The 18,966-nt window shown below is 64.4% G+C and carries 15 protein-coding genes and 1 pseudogene; 10 read left to right on the top strand and 6 right to left on the bottom strand.

Annotated features, from left to right (window positions below; all coding sequences use genetic code 11):
- Nucleotides 1-63 precede the first annotated feature (63 nt).
- The gene (gene moaB, locus NLN62_RS05745) at nt 64-627 is read left to right on the top strand and encodes a molybdenum cofactor biosynthesis protein B (protein ID WP_254107884.1); all 564 of its coding nucleotides are present in this window, start codon (nt 64-66) and stop codon (nt 625-627) included.
- Between the two features lie 420 nt (nt 628-1,047).
- On the opposite strand, the gene NLN62_RS05740 is transcribed toward moaB, so the two are convergent.
- Both NLN62_RS05740 and NLN62_RS05735 read right to left on the bottom strand, forming a co-directional pair.
- Entirely contained in the window at nt 1,048-2,016 is a 969-nt protein-coding gene (locus NLN62_RS05740) for a helix-turn-helix domain-containing GNAT family N-acetyltransferase (protein WP_027524273.1), read from the bottom strand.
- Between the two features lie 74 nt (nt 2,017-2,090).
- Nucleotides 2,091-2,666, bottom strand: a complete 576-nt coding sequence (locus NLN62_RS05735) for a glycosyl transferase (protein ID WP_027524274.1) — start codon at nt 2,664-2,666, stop codon at nt 2,091-2,093.
- A gap of 310 nt (nt 2,667-2,976) precedes the next feature.
- Here NLN62_RS05735 and NLN62_RS05730 point away from each other — a divergent pair, with 310 nt between their 5' ends.
- From NLN62_RS05730 to NLN62_RS05720, 3 genes are all read left to right on the top strand, one after another.
- Complete coding sequence (locus NLN62_RS05730) at nt 2,977-3,162, top strand: hypothetical protein (protein WP_254107881.1); 186 nt, start codon at nt 2,977-2,979, stop codon at nt 3,160-3,162.
- Nucleotides 3,159-3,998 (top strand): RMD1 family protein, encoded by an 840-nt coding sequence (locus NLN62_RS05725; protein WP_254107877.1) that lies wholly within the window; start codon nt 3,159-3,161, stop codon nt 3,996-3,998. The genes NLN62_RS05730 and NLN62_RS05725 overlap by 4 nt, the downstream gene beginning before the upstream one ends.
- 166 nt (nt 3,999-4,164) lie before the next feature.
- On the top strand, nt 4,165-5,013 hold the full coding sequence (locus NLN62_RS05720; protein ID WP_254107875.1) for an adenylate/guanylate cyclase domain-containing protein: 849 nt from the start codon (nt 4,165-4,167) through the stop codon (nt 5,011-5,013).
- Between the two features lie 12 nt (nt 5,014-5,025).
- Here NLN62_RS05720 and NLN62_RS53295 read toward each other — a convergent pair.
- From NLN62_RS53295 to NLN62_RS05705, 3 genes and pseudogenes are all read right to left on the bottom strand, one after another.
- Nucleotides 5,026-5,169 (bottom strand): annotated as a pseudogene (locus tag NLN62_RS53295) (hypothetical protein); the annotation flags it as partial.
- 56 nt (nt 5,170-5,225) lie between these two features.
- On the bottom strand, nt 5,226-6,389 hold the full coding sequence (locus NLN62_RS05710) for a YncE family protein (RefSeq protein WP_254107873.1): 1,164 nt from the start codon (nt 6,387-6,389) through the stop codon (nt 5,226-5,228).
- 151 nt (nt 6,390-6,540) lie between these two features.
- Nucleotides 6,541-8,937 (bottom strand): phosphoketolase, encoded by a 2,397-nt coding sequence (locus NLN62_RS05705; protein ID WP_254107871.1) that lies wholly within the window; start codon nt 8,935-8,937, stop codon nt 6,541-6,543.
- A gap of 217 nt (nt 8,938-9,154) precedes the next feature.
- Between NLN62_RS05705 and NLN62_RS05700 the strand changes: the two genes are divergently transcribed.
- The 3 genes from NLN62_RS05700 (at nt 9,155) to NLN62_RS05690 (ending at nt 13,110) form a co-directional block, all read left to right on the top strand.
- On the top strand, nt 9,155-10,318 hold the full coding sequence (locus NLN62_RS05700) for a PA0069 family radical SAM protein (RefSeq protein ID WP_027524280.1): 1,164 nt from the start codon (nt 9,155-9,157) through the stop codon (nt 10,316-10,318).
- A gap of 193 nt (nt 10,319-10,511) precedes the next feature.
- Entirely contained in the window at nt 10,512-11,333 is an 822-nt protein-coding gene (locus NLN62_RS05695; protein WP_254107870.1) for a ribonuclease HII, read from the top strand.
- A 268-nt stretch (nt 11,334-11,601) separates the two neighbouring features.
- Nucleotides 11,602-13,110: a glycosyltransferase family 39 protein gene (locus NLN62_RS05690; protein ID WP_027524282.1), complete on the top strand. Its 1,509-nt coding sequence runs from the start codon at nt 11,602-11,604 to the stop codon at nt 13,108-13,110.
- Between the two features lie 128 nt (nt 13,111-13,238).
- Here the strand turns inward: NLN62_RS05690 and NLN62_RS05685 are convergent, their stop codons facing one another.
- Nucleotides 13,239-14,048 (bottom strand): uracil-DNA glycosylase family protein, encoded by an 810-nt coding sequence (locus tag NLN62_RS05685; RefSeq protein WP_027524283.1) that lies wholly within the window; start codon nt 14,046-14,048, stop codon nt 13,239-13,241.
- Nucleotides 14,049-14,183: 135 nt separating this feature from the next.
- Between NLN62_RS05685 and NLN62_RS05680 the strand changes: the two genes are divergently transcribed.
- The 3 genes from NLN62_RS05680 (at nt 14,184) to NLN62_RS05670 (ending at nt 18,891) form a co-directional block, all read left to right on the top strand.
- Nucleotides 14,184-15,845: an electron transfer flavoprotein-ubiquinone oxidoreductase gene (locus NLN62_RS05680; RefSeq protein ID WP_254107869.1), complete on the top strand. Its 1,662-nt coding sequence runs from the start codon at nt 14,184-14,186 to the stop codon at nt 15,843-15,845.
- A gap of 281 nt (nt 15,846-16,126) precedes the next feature.
- Nucleotides 16,127-17,923, top strand: coding sequence for a tetratricopeptide repeat protein (locus NLN62_RS05675; RefSeq protein ID WP_027524285.1), 1,797 nt, complete (start codon nt 16,127-16,129; stop codon nt 17,921-17,923).
- Between the two features lie 83 nt (nt 17,924-18,006).
- Nucleotides 18,007-18,891: a 4-(cytidine 5'-diphospho)-2-C-methyl-D-erythritol kinase gene (locus NLN62_RS05670; protein ID WP_254113347.1), complete on the top strand. Its 885-nt coding sequence runs from the start codon at nt 18,007-18,009 to the stop codon at nt 18,889-18,891.
- The last annotated feature ends 75 nt before the right edge of the window (nt 18,892-18,966 follow it).

Here is an 18,966-nt window from a genome sequence, read left to right as displayed (position 1 = left end):
CGAGGCGCGCTTATCGTCGCACCTCAGGATGACGTCGGAGAATGGGTAAGGAGATGTGATCCAATGGCGTCGATTGACGAGACAAAACAATTCATCCCGCTCAACATCGCGGTGCTGACCGTCTCCGACACGCGCGCGCTCGCTGACGACAAGTCCGGCCAGACACTCGCCGATCGCATCAGCGCTGCCGGCCATCATCTTGCTGCGCGCGAGATCGTCACCGACGACGTCGAGGCGATCCGCGCCGTCATCCGCCGCTGGATTGCAGACGCCGGCGTCGATGTCGTCATCACCACTGGCGGCACCGGCTTCACCGGACGCGACGTGACGCCGGAGGCGATTGAGCCCTTGTTCGAGAAGCGCATGGACGGCTTCTCGATCGCGTTTCACATGATGAGCCACGCCAAGATCGGCACGTCGACGATCCAGAGTCGCGCCACCGCGGGCGTTGCGGGTGCGACCTACATCTTCTGCCTTCCCGGCTCGCCCGGCGCCTGCCGCGACGGCTGGGACGGCATCCTCGCCGCCCAACTCGACTATCGCACGCGCCCCTGCAACTTCGTCGAGATCATGCCGCGCCTCGACGAGCATTTGCGAAGGCCGAAGGCGCAAGGCGCGACGGTGTAGTCACGCACGGTGTGTGCGTGAGGCAATTGCGGTGCTTTCCCTTCTCCCCTTGCGGGAGAAGGTGGCATAGGCGGCCTACGGCCGCCGTTCTTGAGAACGCCGATGCTTCGCATCGGCTATGGCGCCGGATGAGGGGTTCTCTCCGCGCGATCAATAGTCAAAGTTGATCTCGCGGAGAGAGACCCCTCACCCCAATGAGCCTGTGTCTTCCGGCGGAGCTGCCCTCTCCCACAAGGGGCGAGGGCACATCAACGCGCACCGCTCTGGCTGAAGCGATATTCTTGCTCTTCCGTGTCAGCGAACACCACATCGCGCGCCATAGCTCGCGGCAGGCATCGCGTCGCAAGCGCCGGGCGCGGCGCTTGTAGAGATCGACCAGTTCTGCGGTGACGCGGCGCGCAGCTTCGGGCCGCGCGCGCATCAGAGATCGCGCTCCCAGGTTTCGCCGATCAAATTCTGGCCGAAGCTGCGATGCGGCTCGCTCGCCACCAGCTTGAAGCCCGCGTCCTGATAGATCTTGCGCGCGCCGACCAGAATGCTTTGTGTCCACAGCGTCATTCGCCGATAGCCGCAGGCGCGCGCGAAGGAGACGCATTCGGCGACCAGCCGCTGGCCAAGGCCGCGGCCGCGGGCGGCGGGATCGAGCAGCAACAGGCGCAGCTTGGCGACGTCGTCGCTGGCCTTCACCAGGAACACCGAGCCGACCGGGCGCCCTTCGATGTCGGCGATCCAGCAGCGCTCGCGCGAGGCGTCGAAGGAGGTCATGTATTTCGCCACGATCTCGGCAACGAGCGCCTCGAAGCCTGCATCAAAACCGTATTCGCTCGCATAGAGCGCGCCGTGGCTCTGCACCACCCAGCCCATGTCGCCGGGGCGTGGATCGCGCAAGGAGGCGGGCGCCGGCTCGGCGCGCGGCATGGCAAGCAACCGCTCGACCGTCTCCATCGCACCCGTCAACCGTTTGCGATCGGCCCCGGTGAGCGGCCGCAGCATAGCGGCGACGTCCTCTTGCGACGAGCGCTCGAGTCTGGCGAAGGCCTGGCGCCCCTTCGCGGTCAGGCTCAACTGATATTGCCGCCGGTCGGTTGGAAGCGGCCTGCGCGCGATCAGGCCGGCCTCGTCGAAATTCTGCACGATACGGCTGAGATAGCCGGGGTCGAGCCCGAGCTCGATGCCGATCTCCTTGGCCGAGCGCTCGCCGCCATGGGCGAGCTCATAGAGCACGCGCGCCTCGCTGAGCGAGAACGGCGTCTTCAGCAATTGCTGATCGAGCACGCCGAGCTTGCGGGTGTAGAACCGGTTGAAGGCACGAACCGCCTCCACCTGGTCGTCGGAGACCTGACCGGCCGAAGCGCCAGAGGGCGCGCTTGATGACAGGCTGGATGACATATCGGACGACATGGGGCACCTCCAATACTTGCCATTGTCAATCAATTATTTGACTTTGGCAAGTATCTTCTGGATCACGCCATGCTGACGATCTTGCTCCGCAACAGCGTCCGGGACGATCGGCCGAGCCGCCGCAGCAGCCGGGCCTCGGAGCGGCGAGCCTGGGGTGGGTAGCCGCCGATCCGGTCGTAATGGTCGCGCGCTATCAGGAGGCCCTGATCGCCGAAGGGCCCTACGATCTTGCGCGCCACGAGGCGGAGGATGTCGCGCAGGCCGGTATCGGCGTAGGGCGAACGTGCATAGCGGAACACGGCCGCGCGGTCGCGTCCGCTGGCGGAGACGACCTGGATGAACTGGGTGGTCTCTTCGATCCAGCCGGTCTCGAGCACGGCGCCGGCGTGCAGGAACATCAGCCAGGGCGATCGCGCCTGCAGCGCGCCGGCGGCAAGCGCCGCGCCCTGCGAGGAGCCTTCGTAACCGATGAAGCGGCAGCCCGCGACGTCGGCGACGCGCTCGATCACGCCGTTACGCGTGCCGTCGACGAGCAGGACTTCCTTGATCAGGCCGGCAGCAGCACCCGGGACCAGCGCGGCCAGAGTTGCGACCGTCGGCTGCTCGATGCCTTCCGTCGGTATGATGACGCTCAACATGTTGAGGCTTCAATTGTCTCAAGCTGTGGAAAAAGCGCAATTGTTATAGCGTATAACCGTGCCGTGGTGCCGGACGCAACGATTTGCCGGTGCGTTGGTGCTGCGGTGTCGCGGGATGGTAAACCGTGCAGCCGGCCGCAGCCAAGCCCGTCGCACGCCGGCCGTATTATTGCGGAATGTTTCAGCAGCCGCGCGCCGCATGCGACCTGATTTCATCGTGGACATTTTCGGGGCAGTGCGACCGTTCGCATCGCTCTCAAGAATGGCCGCCCTTGTCGCGCGCGGTCCTGTCAGGCCTGGACGAGCAATCATGCAAAAAGGTGACCTGATCTGCCCGAAATGCGGCGCCGGATTCCGCCGGATCACGCTATCATCGCTCAAACGTGAATGCGGCGAATTTCGCTGCACGATCTGCGATCGCGTTCTGGAGGTCTTCGATGACTCCAGCGCAGTTGCCTATCGCCTGACCGTAGTGCCAGCTAGGATATTTGTGTGAACGCCGATCAACTGACTGTTGGCACGGCCGCAACATCGCCCAAGGCGGACGCCGCGCCTGCCTTGCGGATTCGCGCCCTGATGCTGGGCGACCGCATCAATGCGGCGGGCCTGGAGATCGGAACGCTGGTGTCGTCGACGCCGGTCGCATTCCGCGTCCATGCCGGACTCGCCGTGATCTTCCGCTACGGCGTCGTGGTGCTGATCGGACTATTGCCCTCGGAAGAGAAGGTCCTGATCGACACATTGAAGCCGCGCGTGATCGGCGAGTTCAGCCCCTACGAGGAGGAGACCGCGCAGGCGCAACTCTGCAACGACGAAAACGCCGAGGTGATCCAGCCGGGCGGACCGATCTTTCTCAGTAAATTCTCCGAGGACCGGCTCCTCCTGATCGCAGATGCGCTCGCCAAGAGTACGGCGCTCGCCCGCGACGAGCGCCGCGTCGCCGCCGTCTTCGACGTCATCGAGCCGTTTGCGCGCGAGCTTGCCCAGCACGGCCGCACGCCGCGCCGTCGCAAGGGAATCCTGCAACTGATCGGCAACGCGCTGCTCGTGCAGCAGCGCGTCGCGGGCCGCGTTGCCGTCGCGGAGAAGCCCGACGTGCTCTGGGAGAAGCCCGGGCTCGATCGCCTCTATTCGCGGCTCGAGGACGAGTATGAATTGAAGGAGCGTCTCGACACGCTCGAGCGCAAGCTCAAGGCCATCTCCGAGACCGCCAACGCGCTGACCGACATCATCGACACGCAGCGATCGCTGCGGCTGGAGGTGGCCGTGGTGGTGCTGATCGTGATCGAGGTCGTGATCGGCTGTATCCAGATCTTTGCTGGAACTCACTAGACTAGGGGGCACGTAATAATATTCGGTCGTGTCTGCTTTGCTCCAATAGCGATGGACTTTTGTGCAGGCGCAGCAAATGACGCGATGGCCATGCACGGCCATCTAACCGCTGTCGCGCCAGACGATGCCTGGTGCATTCGGCGGTCAGTGAGGTACCATATGGTCGATGACTGATGACAAGGTGAAACGGCGGCTGACCACTGTCCTGTGCGCGGATGTGCACGGCTATTCTCGCCTGATGGGAGCAGACGAAGCGGGAACGCTGGAGATGCTGCGCCGCTGCCGCACTGCCATTGCAGGATTGGTGGAGCGCCACGACGGGCGAATCGTGAATACTTGGGGCGATGCCGTGATCGCCGAGTTCGCCAGCGTGGTCGAGGCCGTGCAATGTGCGGTCGAGATTCAGCAGGAGGTTTCCAGTCAGAATTCGGCCCCACCACCTCACGCGCCCCAGATGCGGTTTCGCATCGGCGTCAATCTAGGCGATGTGATGGTGGATGGTTCCGACATTTTTGGCGACGGGGTCAACATCGCGGCGCGGCTGCAAGAACTCGCCGAGCCCGGTGGCGTCGTGATCTCCGCTTCCGTCTACGATCAAGTGCACAACAAACTATCTCTTGGCTTTGACTGTCTCGGCCAGCAACAGATGAAGAACGTGGCCCCCGTAACCACGTATCGAGTGACCGTGGGTGGCCGAACTGGTGGTAGTGGAAGCCCTGCTACCCAAGTTGGAGCAGTTGCAGCCTCGGAAGCTGGCGCTCAACGGATTCGCGATCGATACGAGCCATCCACCTGGATGAGCTCGATCTCGGATCGGTTAGCGACCCTGCCTCGCCCCGTTGCAGCAATTCTCACAGTTTCAGGCTTTCTGATTCTGATCAATGTTTTCACCGGCCTGCACAGAATCTGGTTTCATTGGCCAGTCGCCGCACTGCTCTTCATTGGCGCCCTGCGGGCGCTACGGCACGGATCCGCGTCGGACAGAAATGAGGGGCGCCGAAGGACTCGGGACTGAGCGGCTCGGCCGTTGCACCGCGAGTCCGGGCACGCGCTCGATCGCCTCGATCGCGAGACGAAACCGATCGAGCTCGTCGAGCACGACCATGTCGAACGGCGTGGTCGTCGTGCCTTCCTCGGCAACGCCGCGCACATCTGTGCCGGCGTGGTTGCTGCCGCAATCGGAAACCAATTCCGTGGACTGAGTCCGCGGAATCGGAACGCAACGCTCTACCGTGCTGGCGCGCGCATGGACGCCGGCTGCCCTGGCAGCTTCAGCATCGGACCTGCCTCGGTCAACTTTCCATCGGCGAGGGCAAACACCTGCAAATCCTGGTCGATGTAGTTGCCCACATAGAGGTAATCGCTGTTCGGGCTGTAAACGATGCCCTCTGGCAGGCCGCCGAGCGGTGCGCGCGCAGTCACCGTCAGCTTGCCGCCGGTGCCGATCGACATCAGCACGAGCTCGCCGGCTTTGGTCTTGAACCAGTCGCTATCCTTGGCCGCGGTGCCGAGCAGCAGCGGGGTGGCTGCGGTCTTCCCGTCGGGCGCGACGGCGAAGCCTTCCGGTCCGATGCCGGGGCTCATCACATCGACGACGTGGGGATGTGGACCTGTCGCTTCGATGGTCACCACGGTATCTGCGTTGTCTCTCAGTGCGCCGGTGTTCGATGCGATGACGTACTTGCCGTCTGGCGTGATGTCGATGTTGTAGGGATTGAATGCCGATGGAATGTCCATCGACTTGTCGTAGGTCACGTCTTGTCCATCGATCGTCAAAACGCCGATTTTGTTCGCGAGGTTGAGGCAGACGAAGGCGCGCTTGCCGTCGGGTGCGATGACAACAGCCGCAGCCTGCTGCTCCACCGGTACCTCGCCGACGGCTTTGACCGTTGAACCCTGGATGGAGACGACAGAGACACTCTTGCCGTCTCGGTTGGCAATCAATGCTAGATCGCCCTTCCTTGAGATCGATAGACCGGAGGGCTGCCGCCCGACAGTAACCGTGTCGATCAACTTCGGCGGATCTGCGGTGAGGTCAATCACGTACAGCTTGTCATCCGGGACCGTTTTCCAGGAGCTCCCCTCCTGGACGTGAACCACGGAATTGGCGACCAGGCCCAGCTTGCCGTCTGGTGTGATTTGCAGGTTCGTGGGCGGGCCCAGCAGAGAGTTCGCCAGCGGTAGGCTCGCGCGAATCCTGGGTTTGGCGGGATTGGAAATGTCCAAAACCAGCACAGCATCGTTGCCCGGAGCGCCATTCACCTGGCCCTCGGGACCATAGGTGATCTTGCTGTCAAGGCCGATCAGGATGTCGTTGGTTCCAGCCATTGCCGGGCTGCCGGCGACGAGGCCAGCCAAGCAGGCGGCGCAAAGAGCACTGCGTAAATTCATGATGCGATTCCTCCCACCCGGCTCATTTCTGGATGAGCCTGTCACTCTACCTTACCTTGCAGGTTTTGCAGATAGCAATCATTACCGCGCCGACGGCGCCGGGACATTCGCCAGGGCCTTGATCTTTGAACCGCGTGACGACTGCTTCGGGTCACGTCGTCACGCCCCGACTGTTCGGCCACACCCAGTTGCGGATCTCCGGCATGTCCTCGCCGTGCTCGCGCACGAAAGCCGAATGCTTGAGCAGAGCATCTCGGAACTGCTGCTTGACGTCTGCCGCCTTCGTCGCGAGGCGCGGCACACGCTCGATCGCCTCGATCGCGAGATGGAAACGGTCGAGCTCGTTGAGCACGACCATGTCGAACGGCGTCGTCGTCGTGCCTTCCTCGTCAAAGCCGCGCACATGCATGCCGGCGTGGTTGGCGCGGCTGTAGGTGAGGCGATGAATGAGATAGGGGTAGCCGTGATAGGCGAAGATCACCGGCTTGTCGCGCGTGAACAGCGAGTCGAAATCGCGGTCGCTGAGGCCGTGCGGATGCTGCTCCTTCGGTTGCAGCGTCATGAGGTCGACGACGTTGACGACGCGGATCTTCAGATCCGGTAGCGCCTTGCGCAAGAGATCGACCGCGGCGAGCGTCTCCACCGTCGGCACGTCGCCGGCGCAGGCCATCACGACGTTGGGCTCGCCGTCGGCAGCTTCCGTGCCGGCCCAGGTCCAGATTCCGATGCCGGCGTCGCAATGCGTCGCCGCGTCCTGCATGGCGAGCCATTGCGGCGCGGGCTGCTTGCCGGCAACGATGACGTTGATGCGGTCGTAGGTGCGCAGACAGTGATCGGCAACCCACAGCAGCGTGTTGGCGTCCGGCGGGAAATAGACGCGGACGATGTCGGCCTTCTTGTTGGTGACGAGATCGACGAAGCCGGGGTCCTGATGGCTGAAGCCGTTATGGTCCTGGCGCCAGACATGCGAGGTCAGGAGATAATTGAGCGAGGCGATTGGCCGACGCCACGTCAGCTCGCGCGACACTTTCAGCCATTTGGCGTGCTGGTTGAACATGGAGTCGACGATATGGATGAAGGCCTCGTAGCAGGAGAAGAAGCCGTGGCGTCCGGTGAGCAGATAGCCCTCGAGCCAACCCTGGCAGAGATGCTCGCTCAGCACCTCCATGACGCGGCCATCCTGGGCGAGGTGAACATCATAAGGTTCGGTCGGCTCCATCCAGACCCGTTCGGTTGCCTCGAACACGGGGTCGAGCCGGTTTGATGCGGTCTCGTCCGGACCCATGATGCGGAAGTTGCGCGCATCCGCATTCAGCCTGACGACGTCGCGCAGGAATTTGCCGAGCTCGCGCGTCGCCTCCGCGACCGTCTTGCCCGGCTCCTTCACCTCGATGGCGAAGCTGCGGAAATCGGGCAGCTTCAGCTCGCGCTTCAACAGCCCGCCATTACCATGCGGATTGGCGCCCATGCGGCGATCGCCTTCCGGCGCGAGCGCCTGAAGCTCGGGAATGAGCGCGCCGTTGCGATCGAACAGCTCCTCCGGCGCGTAGCTTTTCATCCAGCCTTCGAGCACCTTCAAATGCGCGGGATTTTCCCGGCAATTGGCGACCGGCACCTGATGGGCGCGCCAGAAACCTTCGACCTTCAGCCCGTCGACCTCCTTGGGGCCGGTCCAGCCCTTCGGTGAGCGCAGCACGATCATCGGCCAGCGCGGCCGCTCGATCGTGGTCCTTGTTTCGCGCGCATGCTGCTGGATCGAGCGGATGCTTGCCAGCGCCACGTCGAGTGCGTCCGCCATGATCCGGTGCATCGTCTTGGGATCGTCACCCTCGACGAACAGCGGCTCGTGGCCAAACCCGCGGAAGAGATCGCGGAGCTCCTCGTCGCGCATCCGTCCGAGCACGGTAGGGTTGGCGATCTTGTAGCCGTTGAGATGCAGGATCGGCAGCACCGCGCCATCGTGCGCGGGATTGACGAACTTGTTCGAATGCCAGGACGCCGCGAGCGGCCCGGTCTCGGCTTCGCCGTCACCGACGACGCAGGCGACGATCAGATCGGGATTGTCGAGCGCCGCGCCATAGGCGTGGACCAGCGCGTAGCCGAGCTCGCCGCCCTCATGGATCGAGCCCGGCGTCTCCGGCGCCGCGTGGCTCGGAATGCCGCCGGGGAAGGAGAACTGCCTGAACAGCTTGCGCAATCCGTCCGTGTCGCGCCCGATGTCTGGATAGATCTCGCTATAGCTGCCTTCGAGATAGGTATTGGCGACCATGCCCGGGCCGCCATGACCGGGACCGCAGATATAGAGCACGCTGAGATCGAGTGTGCGGATCGCGCGGTTGAGATGGGCATAAATGAAGTTCAGCCCGGGTGTCGTGCCCCAATGGCCGAGCAGGCGCGGCTTGATGTGCTCGGGCCGCAGCGGCTCGCGCAGCAGTGGATTGTCCAAAAGGTAGATTTGCCCGACGGATAAGTAGTTTGCGGCGCGCCAGTAGCGATCGAGCAGGTCGATATCGCCCGCGCTGGCGCGCTCTTGTTGTTTGCTTGTCATGATAAAGCTGACCCTGTTGCGTCGATCGTCACCAACACGGTTCCGCTGCGATCGATCCGTTGCCAACGCTCGGCATCAAACGTCATTGCGGCCGGCACCCTTTGCGGGAGGTCAAAATTCCGCGCGCGAAGTTTGGGCGGCTACTTTGCATGGGGTTGTTTTGCGGTTTTTGAATTGATGTTCTTGATTTGTTCCTTTTGCGTGTTATCTTGGCTTCATGAGTCGAGCATCCTCTCATGCCCTCAAGCACCCGCCGGTCACGGCGCCCTCCGAGCCGGCGGGTGCGCCTTCCGCCTTTCCTGAGCTTGCCGTCGCGATCGACCGCGAGCGCAGGCGCGGGCGGGGCGCCCAGTCCAACGCCAGCGGCCGTTATGAGGCCGAGGCGCGCGTTGCCTTTGACGACGGCTGGCAGAGCCTGGAGGAATTGCCGCCGTTCAAGACCACGGTGGCGGTCGATACCTCTCGCAAAGTGATCACCCGCAACGACTCCCCCGACATCGGCTTCGACCGTTCCATCAATCCCTATCGCGGCTGCGAGCATGGCTGCGTCTACTGCTTCGCGCGGCCGACCCACGCCTATCTCGGGCTCTCGCCGGGGCTCGACTTCGAGTCAAAGCTGTTTGCCAAGCCCGAGGCGCCGGCGCTCCTGGAGAAGGAACTCGCCGCGACCGGCTATGAGCCGCGGATGATCGCGATCGGCACCAACACCGATCCCTATCAGCCGATCGAGCGCGAGCGGAAGATCATGCGCGGCATCCTGGAGGTGCTGGAGCGCGCGGGTCATCCCGTCGGCATCGTGACGAAATCGGCGCTGGTAACGCGTGACATCGATATCCTCTCGCGCATGGCCAGCCGCAACCTTGCCAAGGTCGCGATCTCGGTCACGACGCTCGATCCAAAGCTGGCGCGCACCATGGAGCCGCGCGCCTCGACACCGCCCAAGCGGCTGGAGGCGCTGAAGCAGCTTACGGAGGCCGGTATCCCCACGACCGTGATGGTCGCTCCCGTGATCCCTGCGCTGAACGATTCCGAGATCGAACGGATCTTGGACGCGGCCGCGCATGCGGGCGTCAAGGAAGCTTCCTACGTGCTGCTGCGGCTGCCGCTCGAGGTCCGCGACCTCTTCCGCGAATGGCTGATGGCGAACTATCCGGATCGCTATCGCCACGTCTTCACCCTGATCCGCGACATGCGCGGCGGTCGCGACTACGACTCGAAATGGGGCGAGCGGATGAAGGGCACGGGTCCCATGGCCTGGACCATCGGCCGCCGCTTCGAGATCGCCTGCGAGCGCCTCGGCCTGAACAAGCGCCGCTCCAAGCTGACAACGGACCACTTCGCCAAGCCGAAGCGCGGCGGCGAGCAGCTGAGCCTGTTCTAGGGCGAAGGCGCAAAATGCCTCCACATCGTCATTGCGAGCGCAGCGAAGCAATCCAGAAATGCATCTGCAGCGACAGTCCGGATTGCTTCGTCGCTCCTCGCAAATGACGGAGGATGGGCTGGCGTCTGAATAACGGGAATTATCCCGAGTTCCCGGTTGCGCCGGCCTGAGCCGCGTGCGCACGATCCCGGCCATGATTCGGGACAAATCCGCCAGCAAGCCGGCCAAGGACGCCGCGAAGAAAGAGCCCAAAGCGGCCGCGAAGGAGCCCAAGGGCACCGTCAAGGGCGTCATCGCGATCGCGCCGCCGAGCTTTCGCCGCGAGCGCGCGCTGATCAAGCGCGGCGTATGGCCGGTCGCCGGCTGCGACGAGGCGGGGCGGGGGCCGCTGGCGGGACCTGTGGTCGCGGCCGCCGTGATCCTCGACCCGAACCGGATCCCGCGCGGCATCGACGATTCCAAGCGCCTGACGGCCGAGGAGCGCGAAAAGCTGTTCGACAAGATCTGCGCAACCGCGCAGGTCTCTGTCGCCGTCGCCTCGCCGGCGCGCATCGACCGCGACAATATATTGCGCGCCTCGCTCTGGGCGCTGAAGCGCGCAGTGGTGGCGCTTCCCGAGGCGCCCCGCCACGTCTTCGTCGACGGCCGCGACAAGCTCGATACGTCCTGCGACTGCGAGGCGGTGATCGGCGGGGACGGCCTGGTGCTCTCGATCGCGGCGGCCTCGATTGTCGCCAAGGTCACGCGCGATCGGCTGATGTGCGCGCTGGCGGGTGATTGTCCGGGCTACGGTTTCGAGCAGCACAAGGGCTACGCGGTGCCAGAGCACCTGGATGCGCTGGATCGCCTCGGTCCCTCCATCCATCACCGCAGCTTCTTCGCCCCCGTCGTCGCCGCGCGCGAGAAGCACATGCCCTGGACGGTCGAACCCAAGCGCGACCTGTTCACGGCGGTGGATGAGGTGGTTGTGCAGGTTGAGGCAGAGGTACAGGTCGACGTTTCGACCAATCTCTAAAGCATGATCCGGAAAAGTGCGAAGCGGTTTCCCCTCGCGACAAACGCGGAACGCGTTTGCGCGGAGATCATGCGCAAACAACAACCTAAAGCGCGATGACGATTCATCCTGATCTCATCGCGCTTTAGCAGCGGGTTTCACTCCCCCTTCACCGCTCCCCGTAAGAACGGGGAGAGGCAGACGAGCTGGTTGCCACGGCGCGCAGCGCGCTTTATCAAACATGGACGCGCCGGCTTGAACGGGTTGGCTGCATCATTTCGGACGTTGCATGCGGTTTACCTCCCTGGTCATCGAGCTGATCCGTGCCCGGCCACGGCTGGTGGTGTGGATCGTGGTGCTGCTGCAGGCCGCGATGTGGCTGTTCGTGGCGCTGGTCTTCTACCGCGGCCCGCCCGGCAATCTCGCCACGCTCCTTGCCTTCGGCCGCGAATATCAAGTCGGCACCGAACTCGGGCCGCCGCTCGCCTCTTGGCTCGCCGACATCGCCTACCGCGCCGCCGGCAGCCACATGACCGGCGTCTATGTGCTGGCCGAGCTGTGCGAGATCGCGACCTTCATTGCGCTCTATCATCTGGCGCGCGCCGTGGTCGGCACCCAGCAGGCGGTGCTTGCCGTGCTCCTGACCATGACGGTGCTGGCGTTCTCATCGCCCGCGCTCGACTTCGGTCCGATGGTGCTGGCGCGCCCGCTGTGGGCGCTGCTCCTGCTGCACTCCTGGCAGTTGATCGGCCAGCGCCGCGGCAACGCATGGTTCGCCTGGTCGATCGCTGCCGGTCTGCTGCTGCTGACGACGCCGGCCGCCATCGGCCTGTTGCTGCTGCTCGCCATCTTCGCGGTTGCGACCGAAGGCGGCCGCAGGACGCTGCGCGTGCTCGATCCGATCTATGCGCTCATCGTCGTTGCCGTGCTGGTGCTGCCCTATGCGATCTGGCTGATGCGTGCCGAGACGCTGTCCATGCCGGCCTTGCCGCAGGTCCAGGATTTGAAGGCACATGCGATCAACACGGCCTGGCTGTTCGGCGGCCTCGTGCTCGGCGCGGTCGCGATCCCGGTGCTGACCTTCCTCAACACCAGCTGGTTCGCCGGTAAAACTGAGGACGCGCCCATCATCTACCGGCCGCCGGTCGAGCCGCTGGCGCGTCACTTCGTCTACTTCTTCGCGCTGGCGCCCGGGCTTGGCGCTGTGCTGATCTCCGGCGTGTTCGGGCTCGATAGCGTCGCTGGCGGGGCAGGCGTCGTGCTGCTGATGTCGGGCCTTGCCGTGATCGTCGCCGCCGGCGACCTCATCGCGATGCGCCGCGCCCGCGTGCTGCGCATGGTGTGGGCGGCCGCCGTCGCCGCGCCCGCCGCGGGCGTCGTGCTCGCGGTTCTCCTGATGCCCTGGACCGGGACCGGCGAGATGGCGACCTCGATGCCGGCGCGTGCGATCTCGGACTTTTTCGACGACAGCTTTGCCCGGCGTACCAACCAGCGTCTGCGCGCAGTCGCCGGCGAGACGCAGCTTGCGAGCCTGATCGCGCTGCATTCCGGACGGCCGCATCTCCTCATCGACGCCGAGCCGCAGCGCACGCCCTGGTTCACGCCGGCCAGGTTCAGCGAGACCGGCGGCGTCGTGGTCTGGCGCGCCTCCGATACCGCCGGAACCCCGCCGCCGGAGATTGCGAAACGCTTCCCCGGCATCGTGCCCGAAGTGCCGCGCGCCTTCGAGTGGCTGGTGAACGGCCGCCAGCCGCTCCTGCGTATCGGCTGGGCCATCGTGCGTCCGAAGGGGACGTGAGGTGCTCTCGTACTCTCTCCGTCGTCATTGCGAGGAGCGAAGCGACGAAGCAATCCAGAATCCCACCGCGGTGATAGTCTGGATTGCTTCGCTGCGCTCGCAATGACGGGGAGGGGGCATGGCGACCCTCACGACGTCGCCAGCACCTTCGCGATCGTGCGCAGATCCTGCCAGGCCAGGCGCTTGTAGGACGGCGAGCGCAGCAGATAGGCCGGATGGAACGTCGGCAATGCGCGGATGACGCGTCCGCCCGTGTCGTAGTCGAACCAGCGCCCGCGGGTGCGCATGATGCCTTCGCGCGTTGAGAGCAGCGTCTGCGTCGAGGGATTGCCGAGCGTCACCAGCACGTCGGGATTCACGAGCTCGATCTGGCGTTGGATGAAGGGCAGGCAGGTTTGCGTCTCCTGCGGCGTCGGCGTGCGGTTGCCGGGCGGCCGCCACGGAATGACGTTGGCGATATAGGCCTTGCTGCGGTCGAGCCCGATCGCGCCGATCATGCGGTCGAGCAGCTTTCCCGAGCGCCCGACAAAGGGAAGGCCTTCGATGTCCTCATCACGACCCGGCGCCTCGCCGACGAACATGATGCGCGCTTCCGGGTTGCCGTCGGCGAACACCAGCTGCGTCGCGGTGTTCTTCAGCGCGCAGCCGTCGAAATTCTGCATCAGCTCGCGCAGCGCTTCCAGCGTCGGCGCCGTCCGCGCCGCTTCGCGCGCTGACGCAATCGCAACGTCAGGCGCGGGCGCAGCCTCGCCGCGCATCACGGCGGGCGCTGCGACGGGCCGCGGCGCCTCGACCGGTTGAACCGCGCGCGCGGCCGGGGGCGGCGCCTCCGGTTCGGCGAGCCGATCGATCGGTTCCTCGGCAAGCGCGCAGTCGACGCCGGCCTCCAGATAGAAGGCCAGCAGCTCGCGGACGGTGGGGGCGGGTTCGTTGATCATGGCAACTTATGACATTTAGGTCAGTTTAGGGGCCCTTGCATCCCAGCGAAACGCATTTCCGAGGTTGTCCTGCCCGGAAAAATCGGAAACAAGGGGGCGCAAACGACCAAGGACCGTCTCAAGGGCTGAGATCAGATGAGCACCGAAGAACTTCCCCCGCGCGAATCCATGGAATTCGACGTCGTCATCGTCGGCGCCGGCCCCTCGGGCCTGTCGGCCGCGATCCGGCTGAAGCAGCTCAACGCCGATCTCAACATCGTCGTGGTGGAGAAGGGCTCGGAAGTCGGCGCGCATATTCTTTCGGGTGCGGTGATTGATCCGGCCGGCCTCGACAAGCTGATTCCCGACTGGCGGAATGATCCCGACTGCTCGCTGAAAACAGAGGTCAAGGACGACCGCTTCTACTGGATGACGGCGGGCGGCGCGATCAAGCTGCCGAACTTCGTGATGCCGCCGCTGATGAACAATCATCATTGCTACATCGGCTCGCTCGGCAATGTCTGCCGCTGGCTGGCGCGGAAAGCCGAAGCGCTCGGCGTCGAGATCTATCCCGGCTTTGCAGCCGCCGAAGTGCTCTATGACGAGAACGGTACGGTGAAGGGCATCGCCACCGGCGACATGGGCATCGGCAGGGACGGCAAGCCGAAGGACTCCTTTACCCGCGGCATGGAATTGCTCGGCAAGTACACGCTGTTCGCTGAGGGCGCGCGCGGCAGCCTGACCAAGCAACTCATCGCCAAGTTCGCGCTGGACGCGAAGAGCGAGCCGGCGAAATTCGGCATTGGCCTGAAGGAAGTCTGGCAGATCGATCCCGCCAAACATCAGAAGGGGATGATCCAGCATTCCTTCGGCTGGCCGCTCGACATGAAGACCGGCGGCGGCTCGTTCCTATATCATTACGACGACAATCTCGTCGCTGTCGGCTTCGTCGTGCATCTCAACTACGACGATCCGTATCTGTCGCCGTTCGACGAGTTCCAGCGCTTCAAGACCCATCCCTCGATCCGCGGCACCTTTGAAGGGGGCAAGCGGCTCGCCTATGGTGCGCGCGCCATCACCGAAGGCGGCTACCAGTCCGTGCCGAAGCTCAGCTTTCCCGGCGGCGCGCTGATCGGCTGTGCCGCGGGCTTCGTCAACGTGCCGCGCATCAAGGGCGTGCACAACGCGATGGGCTCGGGCATGCTCGCCGCCGAGCATGTCGCGGCCGCGCTCGCCGCGGGCCGCGCCAATGACGAACTGGTTGAATACGAGAACGCGTGGCGCTCGTCCTCGGTCGGCAAGGACTTGTTCCTGGTGCGCAACGTCAAGCCGCTATGGTCGAAGTTCGGCACCGTGCTCGGTGTCGCGCTCGGCGGCTTCGACATGTGGTGCAACACGCTGTTCGGTGTCTCGCTGTTCGGCACGCAGTCGCACGCCAAGCCCGACCGCGCCACGCTCGATCCGGCGAAGATCCACGCACCGAAGAACTATCCGAAGCCGGACGGCAAGATTTCCTTCGACAAGCTGTCGTCGGTCTTCCTGTCCAACACCAACCACGAAGAGGACCAACCGGTTCATCTGAAGGTTGCGGACATGAACCTTCAGAAGACCTCGGAGCACGACGTCTTTGCCGGTCCCTCGAACCGTTACTGCCCGGCCGGCGTCTATGAATGGGTGGAGGAGGGCGCGGCTCCGCGCTTCCAGATCAACGCCCAGAATTGCGTCCACTGCAAGACCTGCGACGTGAAGGATCCGAATGGCAACATCACCTGGGTTCCGCCGGAGGGCGGCGGCGGGCCGAACTACGAGGCCATGTAGGATTCGGGCAAACTGCCGCACGATTGCGTGAGGGGCACTGGCCGCGGATCACCGTCCGCGGCCACGATAAGGCCATAGTAAAAGCGTCTTGGGCAGGATCTTGGGGCGGACAGGGCCGGTAAGGGCGAGCGCCGAATCGGCTTCCGAAAACCCCGCCGAATCCTTGCGATTGGGCGCCAAAAGCGGCATTGTTCCCGGCCATGACGGTTCCGGGTCCCGATGCCACCGGTCGCGTTTGCAAGCGAGACGACCCCGACTTTCCAAACTTAAGGCGAGCCCTGATGTTTTCAAATCGTTTCAACCGCTGGACTGCTGCTGCCATCGCCCTTGCTGGCTCTGCGATCGTCGCGGTCCCCGGTGCGGTCCTGGCGCAGACGCCGGATCATCCGGCCGACACGGCGGTGCAGTTTCCGACCCGGAATGATTTGAAGTCGCTCACCGGCGCAGGCAGCTATCTCGCTGCGCGCCACGCCAGCGTCGAACGTGACGCCTCGTCCGCGGCCGCCTTCTACCGCTCGGCGCTGCGCACCGATCCCAAGAACAACGAGCTGCTCGACCGCGCCTTCATCTCCTCCGTCGCGGATGGCGACATCGACGAAGCCGTCAAGCTCGCCGAGCGCATCCTGACGATCGACAAGTCGAACCGGGTCGCGCGCCTCGTGGTCGGCGTGCACGACCTGAAGATGAAGAAATATGCGACCGCCCAGAGCAACATCAACCAGTCGATCCGCGGGCCGATCACCGATCTGGTCGCGACGCTGTTGTCCGGCTGGGCCGCCTATGGCGCGGGTGACTCGAAGGCCGCCGTCGCCAGCATCGACAAGCTGACCGGCCCGGAATGGTATCCGCTGTTCAAGGACCTCCATGCCGGCATGATCCTCGAGCTCGCGGGCAAGGAGAAGGACGCCGGAACCCGCTTCGAGCGCGCCTACAAGCTCGACGATTCCATGCTGCGCATCACGGAAGCCTATGCGCGCTGGCTGTCGCGCAACAAGGATGCGGCCGCCGCGACCACGGTCTACGAGGCCTTCGACAAGAAGCTCGCCCGTCATCCGCTGATCCAGGAGGGCCTGCGCGAGACCCGTGCCGGCAAGAAGATGCCGCCGCTGATCGATTCTGCGCAAGCAGGTGCGGCCGAAGCGCTCTACGGCATCGGCGCCACGCTGACCCGTCGCGGCGGCGAGGACCTCGCGCTGGTCTATCTCCAGCTCGCGCTCTATCTCCAGCCGAGCCATCCGCTCGCCCTGCTCTCGCTCGCCGACCTCTATGAATCGGTGAAGCGGCCGCAGATGGCGATCAAGGTCTATGAGCGCGTGCCGGCGAGCTCGCCGTTGAAGCGCAACGCGCAGATCCAGCTCGCGGTCGATCTCGACTCCGCCGACAAGACCGACGAGGCGATCAAAATCCTCAAATCCGTGGTCCTGGAAGATCCGAAGGATCTCGAAGCCATCATGGCGCTCGGCAATATCGAGCGCGGCCGCAAGAAGTTCGGTGATTGCGGTGCGACCTATTCGCAAGGCATCGAGGTGCTACCGGCCGGCGCCGACAAGTCCAACAGCGTCTGGTACTACTATCGCGGCATCTGCGAGGAGCGCTCCAAGCAGTGGGGCAAGGCGGAAGCCGACATGAAGAAGGCGCTCGAGCTCCAGCCCGACCAGCCGCATGTCCTCAACTATCTCGGCTATTCTTGGATCGACCAGGGCGTCAATCTCGACGACGGCATGAAGATGATCAAGCGCGCCGTCGAGCAGCGGCCCGACGACGGCTATATCGTCGACTCGCTCGGCTGGGCCTATTACCGCATCGGCAACTACGAGGAGGCGGTGAAGAACCTCGAGCGTGCGATCGACCTGAAGCCCGAGGATCCCACCATCAACGACCATCTCGGCGACGCCTACTGGCGCATCGGCCGCGCTTTGGAAGCCAAATTCCAGTGGTCGCATGCGCGCGATCTGAAGCCCGAGCCGGATGATCTGCCGAAGATCGAAGCCAAGATCGCCAACGGTCTGACCGACGACAATTCGAATTCTTCGGCCGCGCAGGCAGAGAAGAAGAAGGACGACGGCAAGGGCGGTTGATCGGGGCGCGCATGATCCGGAAAAGTGTGTAGCGGTTTTCCGATAAGATCATGCGCAAGAATAGAGTTGGGGGTTGGTCGCCGATGCCGGCGTTGATTGAAGAGGGGCGCGCGAAGGTCAATTTGAGCCTTCGCGTCGTCGGCCGTCGCACCGACGGCTATCATGATCTCGAAAGCGTGGTCGCATTCGCCGATTGCGCCGATCGTCTTACGCTCGAGCCGGGCGAAGAGCTGAAGCTCACCACCGCGGGTCCGTTGGCTGCAGCCTGTGGCGACACCGCCGACAATCTCGTGCTCAAGGCGGCAAGGCTTCTCACTGAGGCCGTACCGAACCTGAAGCTCGGCGCCTTCGCGCTCGACAAGGTGCTTCCCGTCGCAGCCGGTATCGGCGGCGGCTCGGCGGATGCCGCGGCCGCCTTGCGGCTGCTCGCGCGCCTCAACGATCTGTCGCTCGATGATCCCCGCTTGCAGGAGGTCGCACTTGCGACCGGCGCAGATGTGCCGGTGTGTCTGCTCTCGCGCGCCTGCGACATGACCGGCGTTGGCGAGCAGCTCCTGCCGCTGATGCTGCCGAGCATGCCCAGTGTGATGGTGAACCCGCGCGTGCCGGTGGCGACCAAGGACGTGTTCCAGGCGCTGGGCCTGCGCAACGGCGAGCTTTTGGTCGGTGCCACCGACGTCCTCGAAGCGCCGGCCTGGCCGGAGGAGGGCGCCTCGACCGCAGACTGGGTCGACGTGCTTGCGACCGTCGCCAACGATCTCGAGGCCCCCGCAATGCGCATCGAGCCGGTGATCGGTGACGTGCTGGATTCCTTGCGCGCCTGTGCCGGCGTCAAGCTCGCCCGCATGTCGGGTTCGGGCGCCACCTGCTTTGCGATCTTCGGCGGACCTGCCGAGGCGCATGCCGCAGCCGAGACGATCCGCCGCGACCACCCCACCTGGTGGGTGCATGCGGGGACGTTGAGTTAAGCTCTGCCGCCGTAAGGTGGGCAAAGCGAAAGCGGGCCCACCACTTCCGTCCCCCGATCTGGATGCATGGTGGGC

The sequence above is a fragment of the Bradyrhizobium sp. CCGUVB23 genome, assembly GCF_024199885.1.
In the GTDB taxonomy this organism is placed as follows: domain Bacteria; phylum Pseudomonadota; class Alphaproteobacteria; order Rhizobiales; family Xanthobacteraceae; genus Bradyrhizobium.
This window is presented reverse-complemented; position numbering and strand designations above follow the sequence as displayed.